Here is a 14,464-nt window from a genome sequence, read left to right as displayed (position 1 = left end):
TTTTACCCCTGACTTAGAAATTGAACGTTTTGACAAGCCCGTTTTCTAGAAAATGGTCAAATCCCAGTCAGCATCGGTTAAGCCATCGGTACCTACTAATTGGATGCGGATATCGAGGTAGCGATCGCAATACACCTTACATTGCTTATAGCGTGGATTGGGGCTACCAAAAATAGCATCTTGCTCTGCATAGCCCTTGAGTAGATCAATGCGCTCTACTTCCGAAAGCCTAATCAAATCATCAGTTGATGTCGATACGGTCATAATTTCCCTGAGCATAAAAAGATTCCTTATCAGGCTAGAGCCAACTTTCCAGTAGGCAAGTGACTCTCCCAAAAAGCTTAATCTCTCAGCAAGATAAATGGCCGATCCCCGTCATATCAGACCTATTCGGTTTACATCCCTACAAAATTCTCAGCCTGCTTTCACACGACCTTGTTAAGCTGGGGCGACCTTATAAATTAATCATCTTTGCAATGGTCAGCTACCGTCTTGAGCGCATCCACCTTGAAGTTACTAACGTTTGCAACTTTAAATGTGACTTTTGCCCAGACGCCATCATGGAACGTAAGCGTGGCCATATGGACCTGAACCTGCTTGAAAAAGCACTAGATGAGATTGCTGAACGGAACCTGGCCAAAATCGTTGCTTTTCACCTGATGGGCGAACCCTTAATCTATCCCCACATTTTTAAAGCCATCGATATGGCATTGGCACGAGGATTAAACCTACATCTCACCACCAATGGCAGCACGTTTCACATCTTTCCTAAACATCGTCAGCAGCTAATTGCCTCCGGCATTCCGAAAGTTACCATCTCGCTACAAACTCCCGATCCAGTCACGTTCATTATTCGGGGTGCGCCCCCCAAGCTCAAACCTGAGCAATATTTTGATGGCATTATCCAATATGTCAGGGCTAACCTCGCCGACTCCACATCTAAAACCCGGGTACACCTAAAATTCTTAGACACTACACCACACCCATTTTTGGTACCGCACAAACAGATGCATGTGGTCGAAGGCAAGGCCCAGATGCAACAAGAACTAACCGCTTGGGCCGATCGATTACTGGACGGTTGCGATCAACGGCCTAGCGATAATGACCTGCGTCAACGTATTGCCCGCCATAAGCCAGGTCGGTGGCAGGTTATCGAACTTACTCCCAAACTTGCCCTAGAAACATTCCCCCTGGATAGCTGGGGAAATGTGGAGAGCACAGAGGTCATCCCCGCCAAGTTTGGTTATTGCAACGGTACGTCAGACCAGGCAGGCATTCTGTACAACGGCACCGTTGTGCCCTGCTGTAAAGACTACGATGGTCAGATTCCGCTAGGCAATCTGCAAGATCACTCCCTAAGCGATATTTTGGATACACAGCAGCCAGCCTGCGGCCTCCGCCAGGGATTTAACCGTTTCCAAGTCACCAATCCCGTGTGTCAACGTTGCATGGGAGCGGACACATCCCAAAAAGCATTCGTGCGGCAAGTAGGTTCAGTTGCTTACTTTAAGGTGTATAACCCCATCATGAAACGTTTGCAGCCAGGTTGGGGCGAAGTTTAGGGGCTACGCTGAGCGTAGCTGACTTTGCAGCCAACCAGTAGCGCTCTACCTTAGAAAAGCTCGAAGCAGAGGTAAGATAGGGTGTCACTTTACTGCTTAGGTGCCCATGGGACGGCGACTTATACGGATTTTTTTAAACTGGCTGAGAAGAATATTAACTCAGTTTAAAGGAGAACAAAATCGCCGTCATTATCCCTCACCCCCACAGCGACTAACGTCATCAAAGCAACTCCCGCCCCAGATGCCTGTGCAGGAAAATCAGCCAGAACAGGGGCTAACAGATACAACATCGCCCATAAAACAACAACACCAAGCTCCATCACCCAACCCAGCCGCCAACAGGGCAGCCAACTCTTCTAATTTCAGAATATTACTCAGTGACTATCAGTACTCTCCTTGTTCAGCAGTACAAAGTTTAAGCAAGCAACTATCCAACCCAACGACTCAACTAAATCGGGTGCAGGAACAACCAAAGCAAACGTTAGATTCAGCAAAAACATTTTTCACTCAAAATAAGATTAGAAGAGACCAGCCAGAACCCCGAGTCGTTTCAACAGAGACACCAAAAGAAGAGAGTTTACCTCACGAACACATCAGAAATTTAGAGCACTTTTCTTCAGAGATTGCATTACTCCGCGACACAGACATCGACACCAACAAAACGCAACCATCCCCATCATTACTCGCCATAGATGCTGCTAAACAGCTAAATACTAAACAGCTGCCACAGCCCGAGAAAGCCACGCCAAAATCTACGTCAACACCTACTGCTGACCCAAGAGCCATTACAAAAACGGGGATTGTAAAACTATTATTCAAACTTAAAAAGAACAACCACCATGGTTATATCGCACCCCATGACGGTTCCAGCGACATTATTTTCCATCAAAAATATATTGGCAACGAAGTATTTTGCCAACTAGAGCGGGGCATGGATGTTGAGGTTACCGCCCATATTACTGAAGGCAAGGCCTACGCAGACCACATTCGGATTCTATAGCGATTCTTGAGATGCAACTTTTGTCAAAGAAAGTTAACCATTCCCAATCACTAGTTCGAGTTTTTTGAACTTAAAATTTGGGTTAGTTGTCTTTCTATTTGATTATGGTTGCCATTGCAATAGTCTATTTCTCTGGCCAAGGTCACACCCATCTGATGGCTGAATCACTTGCCAAAGGCGTAGAAGCCACTGGTGAAACAGCTCACCTGCTGCGCATTACGGGTGAGCAAATTGTGAATGGTCGATGGCAGGATGACGCCATCTTAACCACCCTCACTGCAGCCGACGGCATTGTCTTTGGCACTCCTACGTACATGGGAGGTGTAGCTGGGCAGTTTAAGTGTTTTATTGATGCCGCTAGTGCTACCTGGTTTCAACAGGGCTGGAAAGATAAAGTTGCAGGGGGATTTACCCATTCGGCTTCCCCCAGTGGTGACAAGCAAGGCACATTGCTCTACCTCGCGATCAATGCGGCACAGCACGGCATGATTTGGGTCGGCAACGCAGAACTACCCAATCCTGAGACTGGTGTGAATCGCTTAGGCTCTTTTATGGGGTCTATGGGGCAAAGCTATTTGGATATGAGTGGTTCACCTGCAAACGTAGAACCCGGTGATCTAGAATCAGCTCGCCTATACGGACAACGTGTGGTCACTGTGGCACAAAAGATTGCAGCCTAGGGATGAGAGTTATGAGTTTTGTAGACGCTTTAGCAGCTTCCCGAAGGTTATGCTGAATTATGGTTGAACCACCTTGGATAATCACGAAACTGATGCAGGGCTGAACTTAAAATTCAAAATTCATAACTCTCTCAACTTTGTCCTAAGTCCTTCTCGCATTGTTCTCCCCCCAAAATCCCATCTCGTATTAACGTAGAGGGTGGCCCACGTATGCCGTTGTCACAAGGAGTCCATAGGATGATTCAATCTGTACGCACCTCAGTTGATTGGAACCAGCTAGCCGAGCAGGCCCTGGCTGGTCAGATAATTGACCACCAAGATGCATTGAGGGTGCTACGGGCTGATGACACAGAAATTTTGGCACAGTTGGCAGCGGCATACCGGGTACGTCACCACTACTGGGGCAATCAAGTACGACTCCACTTTTTGCTCAATGCCCAAAGTGGTCTCTGCCCTGAAGACTGTCACTACTGTTCACAATCAAAAATCTCATCCGCAGACATTGAAAAATATCCACTGATGGCAAAAGAGCGGATCTTGGCTGCTGCCGATCGCGCCCACCAGCTCAAGGCTGGTACTTTTTGTATGGCTATTTCAGGCCGCACGCCCTCACCTCAGACGTTTGAGAAAATTTTAGATGCAGTACAAGCGGTTAAAGCTGACTACCCAATGCGGGTATGCACCACGTTGGGGCTATTGAATGAGGAACAAGCCCATCAACTCAAGGCCGCCGGAGTTGATCGCATTAACCATAACCTGAATACGGCTGAAGCCCACCATGACGATATCTGCACAACCCATGGCTATCAAGATCGTCTAGACACTGTAAAAGCGGTACAAGCTGCTGGGCTAACCACCTGCTCAGGCGGCATTTTAGGTATGGGTGAATCGGATGAAGATATTATCAATCTGGCAAAATCCCTCCGAGAGCTGGATGTGACCAGCGTGCCAGTGAATTTTTTGATTCCCATCGAAGGTACTCCGTTTGCTAGTCGCAGCGAGCTTACGCCTCAACGTTGTTTGCGAATCCTGTGTTTGTTCAGGTTTTTACTGCCAGCCCAGGAAATTCGGATTGCCGGAGGGCGGGAAGTGCATTTGCGATCGCAGCAACCCCTTGCCTTATATCCAGCCAATTCTATTTTTGTCGGTGATTATCTAACCACAGCAGGCCAAAGTGCCACACAAGACTATGCCATGGTCAGGGATGCAGGCTTTGTCCTAGAATCGCCGGACGGCAGTCCACTGCCAGAAAATATTGCATGAACGTTAGTTGAAGAAAGTCGGTAAACATGAAAAAATGATGTACCAGAAAATACACTGAGCCTTATCCAAGAATTCATTAGCCCGTCAATGAATCTATGGATAACATAGAGATTCCTAAATACAGTCACTGCAACCTATTTCAAACAACTTCTGTTGCTGCCATAAACCTTACTTAAAGCATTGGAAAATACTGCCAATTCATGTGTTGTCTACAGGTATGGAAGAGGCATACTAGAGCAATGCATCTGCTGGTAGTTGATCTACAGCGTTGTTTTCAGCGCTTAAATGTCACACTCCGGCAATAGTTCGGTAGGCAAACAAACTACTCACATCAAACATAAGCACAACTGCTATGCCTCGTCGTATTTTTATTGGTGATATTCATGGCCACTATGACGGTCTAATGCGACTGCTGGAAGCCGTGGATCTAAATCTCCAAGATGAGGTTTACTTTGTCGGAGACCTAATTGATCGGGGGCCTCAGAGCCGTCAAGTCGTTAATTACGTGCGTGACAATGGTTATCGGTGTGTGATGGGTAACCATGAGCAATTACTGCTAGAAGCCTTTCCCAACGGAGAAGCCCATATGCCCGCATTCCAGGGATGGCTTTACAGCGGCGGACAATCTACGCTTTCTAGCTACACCAGCGTTGACGACTTATTTGACCACGTCCACTGGATTCAAGACCTACCGCTCTATATGGACCTGGGAGATATCTGGCTTGTACATGCAGGATTAAATCCCCAACGCACCCTAGAAGAACAAACAAGCCATGAATATTGCTGGATTCGCGATGGTTTCCATAGCCATAAACAACCTTATTTTCCAGATAAGCTAATTATTACGGGCCACACGATCACCTTTACTTTACCGGGTGTCGAACCGGGAGAAATTGCTAGAGGTCCTGGTTGGTTGGACATTGACACAGGGGCTTATCATCCTAAAAGTGGCTGGCTCACAGCACTAGATATGGATGGCTCGATGGTTTACCAGTTCAATGTATTCAATAACATGCTGCGCATACGCCCGATTCACGACGCTGCAGCAACGGTAGAACAACATAAAATTAAACAGCGTTCTAGTCAGTTGGTAAATTCCTAGAATTAATATTCATAAACGTACGAGCAAGGCTGTCACGACGAATTGGCTTACTTAAATAGTCATTCATACCTACCTTGAGACAGTAATCACGGTCTTCAGAACTGGCATTAGCCGTCATTGCAATAATCCAAGGCTGAAGAATTTTCTGGCCCAGCTGGCGAATGCGACGAGTGGCTTCTACACCACTCATTTGTGGCATGCGCATATCCATCAGGATGACATCATAGTCTCCTTGTTCCACCGCTTCAATGGCTGCTCCACCAGTGGCGACAGTATCAGCCTGGTGTCCTAATAATTGCAACATGTGTTGAGCAACACGCTGGTTTACTGGATTATCGTCTGCAATCAGAACCTTCAGTCTCATTAACGATTGATCACCATCCTCAATACACTCTGAGGCAGAATTAATCACAGGTGCAGGAACCGATTTAGGATGAATATGCATCAGTGCACGATATAAGGCTGCCTGTTTGATAGGTTTCCAAACAATTGCTATGTCAGGTTGTTCTTCTTGACTGAGATTCTCCTTGAGATCTGCCAGCAAAATCAGAGGCATGTTAGGTTTATCCATGGCCTGCCGCAACGATTCGATGGCACTAAACCTATCAATTTTAGTAATTGCAGCATCTAAAATCAGGCTGTCAAATTGTTGTCCTTGCTGAACTAGTAGTAAGGCTTCAGCAACGCTGCGGCAAAAGACAACTTCCATATCTAAAACCTCTAATTGCCACCTCAAACTGGTACGGCGAGTGATGTTTTTGTCAATCACTAAAATACGTTGATCAGCCCAATTAGCTAGGGCTTCAGGTCGCTCTGATTGAACCGTAACAGGATCAACATGGGCTCGAATCGTGAAGAAAAACGAACTCCCTTTGTTAATCTCACTCTCAACCCACAGACGACCACCCATGGTTTCCGCCAGACGCTGGCTAATGGTCAACCCTAGACCAGTACCGCCATATTTACGAGTAGTCGATGTGCTTGCCTGACGAAATGGCTCAAAAATCTGGGCCAGTCGATCCGCCGGAATACCAATACCAGTATCTCGCACAGTAAATAGCAACAGTACGGATTGAGTAGCAGGATGGGCACGACGGATAACCGGGACACCCAGATCATCGCTAGGGGCTAACTGCACCATCACAGCCACCTCACCCTTGTCGGTAAATTTAACTGCGTTACTTAGTAAATTAAGTAAAATTTGTCGGAGTCGAATGGGGTCGCTAATAATCACAGGTGGTGTTTCAGGATCCACCATATAGACAAGATCTAAGGGTTTGTTAGCAGCACGGGTAGCTACTATGTCCAAACTCTCTTCCACGGAATTGCGAAGATTGACTGGATGTTCTTCAAGCACAAGTCGCCCAGCTTCAATTTTAGAAAAATCGAGCACATCGTTGATCAACGCCAACAGGGCTTGACTGCTATTCTGAATAGTCTCACTAAACTCTCGCTGTCTAGGATCCAGGTTAGTTTCTTGCATCATTTCAGAGACACCGATAATGGCATTAAGTGGTGTACGCAACTCATGGCTCATGGTGCCGAGGAACTCATTACGAGCTTGCAAAATGGCACTACTACGCAAGCGATCGGTAAATACAATAAAACTTTCGGTTAAACCAAGCACCAGCATAGGCGCTACCACTGGCAGGGCATAGTTTTGGTATATGGCTAGCCAACAAATAATAAACCAGCTACCTGTACCAATAATCCAGATACCTAACTGAGGTACAAAAGATCGTCCCTGCAATCGCCAACTGATGATGGGGCCGACCAGCAGCAGCATAGCGGCGACGAAATGTGGATTGATTGTTCTTAGCCAATTTTCCTGTAAGAGATTATGTAAAGCAGCGGCATAAACAAAGGCACCTTCGACAGGAGTATCTTTATCAAACGGTGTGCGAATCCATCGGTCTCGACCAGTGGCCATATCACCGATGATGACAATCTTATTATTGAAGTCCTCTACAGGAATCTTTCTCTCTAAAACATCGATAAAACTTCTAAAGGGAAGATCTGCAACAGGGGCTGGCCAATTAAGCAGCATCACCCCATTGTCAAACGAGGGAACATCTAGAATATCCGTTGTCAGGCTGTAGGCTTCAGCTGTTGCTTTTGCAAAGGAACGACTGTTATTAATGTGAATTTTGTGGCGTCGTGTTACACCATCAAAGTCATCACTGTAGTCATCAATATGGCCACTTGCGATCGCATTTTTATAAAGCAAATCATGCGCTTGTAGTATTTCCCCTTCCTCATCAACTGTCTCAGCCAAAACAACGCCCTGATGCGCTGCCATTACCTCAGCCAAGGCAGCATCATCCTTAGTCTTGTCTGGCATCAACACATCAAAAGCAGCCACCCGATTATTACTTTCCAACAAAAATTCTAACAGTTCAACATAGTTAGAGCGTGGTAGTGGGTGGCTTCCTAGTTTCTTTAACGTTCGATCGTCAATGCCAATGACGATGAGTTCATCACTCCACGCCCTTGATCCACGTAATCGAATTAGCACATCACTTGAAATATTATCAAGCGGCTTGATCAGCCCTAGGTAGGACAATGAGACAACAAAACTACTGACAAATAACCCTGGCAACAATGGCTCACATCGCCGCAAGAGTCTCAGCCAGTTAGGGGACCACCAACTCATAGACTTGCGTTTTGCCAAGGGGAGTAACAACAGTCGCCTCAATACGTCGATTAGCAGACAGAGGCAATTCTAATGCGAAGTTCCCCTCAGTATCGATCTCTTGAGTTTCTTCATCAATCACCAATAAATTGACAGGAAAGGTATTTCCTTCTACGACAACAATTGATTCATCCTCACGCCGCTGACGTTCTAACCTTAAAAGGTTAAAATTAGGCTCCTCAGTAATAGGTACTGGTTCAGAAGGGGGTTCTCCCGGAATCGTAAAATTTTGAAATCCAGCATTTACGGGTACCGATACCCCTTGAGCTTCAGAAGCCACACTACCCTCTTCAACAACAAGTGACGACCGGCCACTGGGTTGAATTGCAATACCAAAATTTGTACCCCGCACTCCATTGATACCGGCTGGGGTGCGAATCTCTAAACGAGAATCAGGATTAGTAAACGGTCTGACAAAGACTCTGGCTTGGCCGCGACTGACATCCAGTTCTGTAACTTTACCGCCCCGTGGAGTAGTGTAGAACTCTATAATACTCAGCAATGTATTTTCAGAGACACTAACAAAACCCACTTGAGTATCGACGGCGAGTCGGGCGAGGGAACCGGCTCCTGTACGTATACCATCACCCACTGCCCCCAAACGCTGACCGGATTGAGCACGTCCCCATTGACTACTCTGTCGAACATCGACGGTACCGCTAAAGCTACGTAATTCTAGCCAGCGGTTTACGCGTACCGAGAGAGGGCGAGCATCTGTTTTTAGGGAAATACTCGCGGCGACCACGGCGAGACCGGTAAGTATTACCAGGCGACGTGGGCGTAAATAACGAGATAACATGTTGCGATTGAGCCCCTTCATCCTGTTAGGTCCTTCTATACATGATGTGTGCACAGATTACCAACAAACAAATCATGGCACGACTGTTTTGCCGTAATCTTAAAGGTCATGCCAATGGCCTGTGGATTCAGGCCATTTGGCCGAAACAGTTGCTATTAAAAGGCATAAGCCGCCTGCCACTAGAAACACCACCAGGAATAACGTTTATCGACCTAATCGGGCACGATGAATGACGCGTACATCGAGCGATAAAGACTCATCAATGGAGTCAACCAGTTCTTTTGCATCTCTGTAGTTGTCAAAAGATGCAACATGAACATAGCTACCTAACCTTGAGGATGTCAAAAACGCGTCAGGAATACAGGCACGAATCGTAGGCAAGCTTTCTTCAAGATCATGGGTTAGCAGCACAATATAGGGCCGACTTGTAACATGGCCAATCACAATTCTGTCGTCATTCTCAAAGGTATTGAACTCTTGGGGAGAGACTAAAAAGTCACAATCCTCAGATTGAGCCGATACACCACCAACCGACAGCATCATAAATGTGCTTGCTGTCGTCAAACAACACATGAACTTTTGAAAACTGTTCAAGCCTGTATCACCAAAGCTAAGAAACACCTAAATAATAACCACATCAGGTGTCCTCACTTCTATAAAAATCCTGCAGAAGCAACCATGCTTCATATTCGGAGGGGGCAAACTATCCCTGTTTAGACATTTCACGGGTTTCTGCCGATAATTTGCCGGATGGTTTGGGGCTAAAGACATGGGCTGCGGTCAGGTGATGACTTGTCATCAATGCTGCGGTCAGCCGCCGATGCCGCAAACGAGTTCTCGCTTGTGTAGGGAGCAGTAGGGAGGATATCACTGCTTGAGGTTCCGAGGGTTGGGGTTTGACCGTTGGTGGCACCTTAGCCATTCCGTTACTCACCCCTGCGGCAAATACCAAAACCACTATCCCCATAGTGAAGGACTGGAGTACTTTGTCCAGCCACGAATGTCGAAAAAAGGCCAGCCACGACGCCTTCTGGTCTATTAATGGGGACATGACTTTATCAAGCTATTCAAAACAAAGATGCTGATGAGCGAGCAAATAGTGACTGGAACTGTAGGGCTCTATCAAGACTATTACAAAATTCAATGTTTTGAATTATAAACTTGCATAAAGTTATGGAACTGCGTCAATATCGAATCCTGGGATCGACATAGGCATTGAGGATGTCAATGGCAATACTGACGAGGGCTACGATGGTGCCAAAGAATGTCATCAACCCTTGCACGACTTCATAATCTCGTTGAGAAATAGCTTCAAAAAATCGATTGGCCAGGCCAGGCCAGGAGAAGGTGACTTCGGTCAGGACGGTACCCCCCAATAGGGACGCAAAGGTCAGCCCCAGAATGGTAATCACAGGAATCAAGGCATTCCTGAGGGCATGGACAGTGATAATGCGAAATTCGGGAATGCCACGGGCACGAGCCGCTTCCACATAATCGGCCCGTAGAGTCTGCTTGAGGTTGACTCGCACCATGCGCTCAAAAACACCGCTAATCAAAATACCGAGGGTCAGGCTGGGTAAGGCTAAGTGATATAGAGCTGTCCCAAACTGAGACAGATTGCCATGGAGTAAGCTATCCAACAGATAGAGGCCCGTAGGCCCATCGGGAGGGGTTTGTAGAAGGGGAAACCGAGTGCCAATGGGAAACCAGCGCAACTGCACGGCAAATACCAGCTGTAGAATCATGCCGAACCAATACATGGGTGTGGCATAGGTGAGAATGCCAAATAGCCTGCCACCTGCATCAATGGGCGTATTAGGACGTGATGCCGCGATCGAACCTACGGTGATCCCCACGATGGCGGCTATGGTCAAGCCACAAAATGTGAGTTCCACGGTGGCAGGGAAATGATCGCCGATGATTTGCCAGACGGTTTGGCCCTGGCTTGCAATAGAGCTACCTAAGTCAAAGCGCAGCAGGTGACCCAGGTAATCTAAGTATTGAAAAAATAGGGGCTTGTCGAGGCCAAGTTGCGATCGCAATGCCTCTTTCGCCTCAATCGGTGCCCTGGGTCCCAACAGCGCGTCCACCGGATCGCCCGGCGTTGCCCGCATCAGCAAAAATACCACCGTTGTGATCGTCCAGATCATCAACGGTGCCAGCATCAACCGCGACAGCACATAATAACGCAGCGCATTAGCCCGAGATGCCATGTATTTCCCCCATATCTAACCCAACCAATTCCCCTGTAGGGGCGTTCCATGGAACACCCCTACACAAGAATTCGCCAAAACCATTTATTTGTTGATTTGCCATAGCAAAAATTGCTGGTTTGGCTCGATCGCCACACCATCCACACCTGACGCAGCAAAGACATAATCTTTGTTTTGCCAGAGTGGAATATAAGGCACATCCTCTACCATCACCTGCTGTAAGTCTTTAAATACGTCACTACGAACCGATTCATCCTGCTCTGCACGTTGCTTAGCCAGCAGATCGTTGGTCCTAGTACTGTAATAAAACGAGCCGTTCCCCTGGGTTGCACCTTTTTCACAGAGCGTTTCTTCAGACCCCTCATTACAGCTGAGAAAAGGCTGCACAAAATTATCCGGGTCAAAATAGTCTGGATACCAGTTAGATAAGACACTGGGATAAACCCCTTTCTCCACGTTTTCCCACAGCGTCGCTGACTCAGCCGTACTCACTTGCACAGTCACCAGCCCTGGCAAATTAGACTCAATCGCTTCTTTTAAGGTGTTAGCCACCACACTACGGGTGGTAGAAGCAGTTGGATACCAAATCTCAAATTCAAGCGGATTCGCCGCCGTAATCCCCGCCTCTTCAAGAAATACCTTCGCCTGCTCATAGTTACCATCGCCATAGGCGGTTTCAAACACCGGCTCATGTACGTCAAAACTCTTGGGGATCAAGCTATAAAGAGGCTCTGCCTGGCCTTGAAAAGCGCGGTCGTTAATGAGATTACGGTCAATCATAGCGGCCACCGCTTTGCGCACATTCAAATCATCAAAAGGCGCAATCTTTTGGTTCAGCGACATATAGTTAACGACGGTTGACCCCGCCTCAATCACATTCCAGCCACCCTGTCCTGCTTCTCGTTCTAAGGCTGCAATTTGGTCGGGATCCAGTGTTTGATAAGCCACATCCAAACCGCCGGAGCGAAAAGTATTGTAGAGATTGGCTGGGCTTGTGAAAATCTGAATATCAATGCCCTCGTTACCCGGTGCTGTTCCCCAATAATCTGGATTGGCATCTAGCTTAATCACATCACTACTAAAGGAAGCCAGCTTATAGGGACCAGAGCCAATAAATTCTTCCGGCTTAAACTGACCATCCCCAATGGTGTAGGTTTCTAGCGGTACAGGCGTCACCCCCCAAAATGTCAGCAACGATGTAAACGCCGCAAAAGGCTGCTTAAGCGTCATCGTCAGTTCGTATTCACCAGTCGCTTCGACCGTATCAATTTTTTCTGACAGCAAGAACGCGGGACGGCCGCCATTATCCATAAAACGCTGAATGGAAAACGCCATCACTTCTGCATTAAAGGCAGAGCCATCGTGCAGCGTCACCCCTTCTCGCAGAGGAACCGTATAGGTCAGGGCATCGTCGCTGACGGTGGGCATATCTGTCGCCAGCTGAGGTTCTAGGGTGGTGGTGCCTGGGGCGTAGGTGTAGAGACGATCCCCCAGGTTATAAAGCAGAATGCCAGGGAAAATTTCATAGGCATCGGCAGGATCCAGGGTACGGGCCTTCAGGGTAGTCCCCATGGCAACACGGCCATCTGAAGTGGTGGGACCAGTTGCTTGCTCACCACCATTACCCCCACAGGCAACGGCCATAATCAGACATAGGCTAAAAAGGCCAATGTAGTAACCCAGTGAGCGCAGTGGTCTTGGCCAACCACGCTCACTCAAAAACTGAACCGACATAGAGGATCTCCGATACGCTAGCCGACCACAGTTGTCTATCCCTGGCCTTAATAGCAGACACAAACACGTGGCCCATGGGTGCTAGTTGTACCATTCTCAGAGGTCGCAAGCAATTAAGTAGGTGACTCAAGACGCGATTATTACTGATATTGCAGGGATTAGACGCTTGCGAAATAACGCTGGTCTTATAAAATGAACATCAAGCTAGACCGCTCGCAGCTTCAACCTGAACGTCTTACTTACTCAACCTTTAATAAGCGCTGATAATTCCTTTTCAAGGGAACTGCTTTGATTTGAGCCTATCGGCCAACTAGTCAAGATTCGACCTAGCAGCATTACTGACCCACTATGGCTAGGAGCCTCTTCCATGCAGACCACAAGTAAATTAGGCTTTCAACCCTCAGGAAGGGTTTATCTTCTCATGGCCATTGCCATCTTTGGTGCGGCCAATGCAGTCACTCGCAAGCTGACTGAACTGGGGGCGATGAACCTAATTGATGAACGTAACCCGATCTCATTTTGCAATGTATTGTTCGTTGGTAATTTATGCGCCCTCATTCTGTTAGCCATTACCTATGGTCGGGAGTGGCGGAAACCAGCATTGCAAAAAATTAATTGGCAAGACTGGCTCTCCATGGCTGTCGTCGCAATCTTAGGAGCAGCCATTGTACCAACGCTCATCTTTACGGCACTCGAGATTACTCCGGTTAACAATGTGATTCTTATCAGTCAGATTGATACACCGCTGGTGCTGGCATTATCGGTTTGGGTGTTGGGCGATCGGGTGAATAAATGGGTGGTTGCTGGAGCCGTTGTTTCTTTTATTGGGGTTGCTCTAACCGTATTGATTCAGCCTCCTGGCACTGAAATGGTTTCCATGGGCATGGGCATGGTTTTAGGCCGTGGCGCTCTGTTTACATTGATAGCCGCTGTGATCAAAGCCGTGGCAAACCTGATCAGCAAAATTAGTCTGCGTGAGATTCCATTGGGAATTTTCAGCGTTTTTAGAATGTTTGTTGGAACTGTTTTCTTCTTTGGAGCCACCGTGGTTCTCTACGGTCCTGAGCATTTTATGGATGTAGGTTCACCTTTTTTGTGGCAGTGGATGCTGTTCTATGCCGCTATCATTGTTGTGGCGGGTCAGTCATTTTGGTTTAACGGTCTGAAACGTAGTACGGCCAGCGAGGTCTCATTTGCCACTGCATTTAATCCGATTGTAGGCATTCTGTCTGCATTTATCCTGCTAGGTGAGGTGCCCACCCTTGGACAGTACTTGGGAGGTGGTGTCATTCTGTGCGGCATTGGATTAAACCAAATTGGCGTACAGCGATTAAATATAATGCGTCCTTCTCAGCGACCCAGCACTAAGGAAATGAGCGAATCTGGTGGATTCAAAGGCGTTTAAGCACGTTCGCCCCC

Annotated in this window: 13 protein-coding genes; 6 read left to right on the top strand and 7 right to left on the bottom strand. The window is 47.3% G+C overall.

Annotation, left to right across the window (positions count from 1 at the left end):
* Positions 1–45: 45 nt before the first annotated feature.
* Complete coding sequence (locus QGP82_RS13970; RefSeq protein ID WP_163666077.1) at positions 46–279, bottom strand: hypothetical protein; 234 nt, start codon at positions 277–279, stop codon at positions 46–48.
* Positions 280–476: 197 nt separating this feature from the next.
* Between QGP82_RS13970 and QGP82_RS13965 the strand changes: the two genes are divergently transcribed.
* The 5 genes from QGP82_RS13965 to QGP82_RS13945 all read left to right on the top strand — a co-directional run bounded on the left by QGP82_RS13965 (position 477) and on the right by QGP82_RS13945 (position 5,607).
* Positions 477–1,562 (top strand): radical SAM/SPASM domain-containing protein, encoded by a 1,086-nt coding sequence (locus QGP82_RS13965; RefSeq protein ID WP_499059709.1) that lies wholly within the window; start codon positions 477–479, stop codon positions 1,560–1,562.
* Between the two features lie 106 nt (positions 1,563–1,668).
* Entirely contained in the window at positions 1,669–2,562 is an 894-nt protein-coding gene (locus QGP82_RS13960; RefSeq protein WP_499059707.1) for a cold shock domain-containing protein, read from the top strand.
* A gap of 104 nt (positions 2,563–2,666) precedes the next feature.
* On the top strand, positions 2,667–3,242 hold the full coding sequence (locus QGP82_RS13955; protein ID WP_163696394.1) for a flavodoxin family protein: 576 nt from the start codon (positions 2,667–2,669) through the stop codon (positions 3,240–3,242).
* 237 nt (positions 3,243–3,479) lie between these two features.
* Positions 3,480–4,505, top strand: a complete 1,026-nt coding sequence (gene bioB / locus QGP82_RS13950; protein ID WP_163659167.1) for a biotin synthase BioB — start codon at positions 3,480–3,482, stop codon at positions 4,503–4,505.
* A gap of 352 nt (positions 4,506–4,857) precedes the next feature.
* Positions 4,858–5,607 (top strand): metallophosphoesterase, encoded by a 750-nt coding sequence (locus QGP82_RS13945; RefSeq protein ID WP_163659166.1) that lies wholly within the window; start codon positions 4,858–4,860, stop codon positions 5,605–5,607.
* On the opposite strand, the gene QGP82_RS13940 is transcribed toward QGP82_RS13945, so the two are convergent.
* From QGP82_RS13940 to QGP82_RS13915, 6 genes are all read right to left on the bottom strand, one after another.
* Complete coding sequence (locus QGP82_RS13940) at positions 5,585–8,260, bottom strand: CHASE2 domain-containing protein (protein ID WP_499059705.1); 2,676 nt, start codon at positions 8,258–8,260, stop codon at positions 5,585–5,587. The two genes, QGP82_RS13945 and QGP82_RS13940, sit on opposite strands and share 23 nt — an antisense overlap.
* Positions 8,241–9,119: a FecR family protein gene (locus QGP82_RS13935; RefSeq protein ID WP_499059703.1), complete on the bottom strand. Its 879-nt coding sequence runs from the start codon at positions 9,117–9,119 to the stop codon at positions 8,241–8,243. The genes QGP82_RS13940 and QGP82_RS13935 overlap by 20 nt, the downstream gene beginning before the upstream one ends.
* A 183-nt stretch (positions 9,120–9,302) precedes the next feature.
* Positions 9,303–9,641, bottom strand: coding sequence for a hypothetical protein (locus QGP82_RS13930; RefSeq protein WP_163659163.1), 339 nt, complete (start codon positions 9,639–9,641; stop codon positions 9,303–9,305).
* Between the two features lie 160 nt (positions 9,642–9,801).
* Positions 9,802–10,065: a hypothetical protein gene (locus QGP82_RS13925; protein WP_163659162.1), complete on the bottom strand. Its 264-nt coding sequence runs from the start codon at positions 10,063–10,065 to the stop codon at positions 9,802–9,804.
* 217 nt (positions 10,066–10,282) lie between these two features.
* The gene (locus QGP82_RS13920; RefSeq protein ID WP_490794003.1) at positions 10,283–11,311 is read right to left on the bottom strand and encodes an ABC transporter permease; all 1,029 of its coding nucleotides are present in this window, start codon (positions 11,309–11,311) and stop codon (positions 10,283–10,285) included.
* 84 nt (positions 11,312–11,395) lie between these two features.
* On the bottom strand, positions 11,396–13,045 hold the full coding sequence (locus QGP82_RS13915) for an ABC transporter substrate-binding protein (protein ID WP_499059700.1): 1,650 nt from the start codon (positions 13,043–13,045) through the stop codon (positions 11,396–11,398).
* 367 nt (positions 13,046–13,412) lie between these two features.
* Between QGP82_RS13915 and QGP82_RS13910 the strand changes: the two genes are divergently transcribed.
* Positions 13,413–14,450: a DMT family transporter gene (locus QGP82_RS13910; protein WP_499059698.1), complete on the top strand. Its 1,038-nt coding sequence runs from the start codon at positions 13,413–13,415 to the stop codon at positions 14,448–14,450.
* Positions 14,451–14,464: the final 14 nt, after the last annotated feature.

This window comes from Leptothoe sp. LEGE 181152 (assembly GCF_032906605.1).
Classification (GTDB): Bacteria; Cyanobacteriota; Cyanobacteriia; order Phormidesmidales; family Phormidesmidaceae; genus Leptothoe; species Leptothoe turfae.
This window is presented reverse-complemented; position numbering and strand designations above follow the sequence as displayed.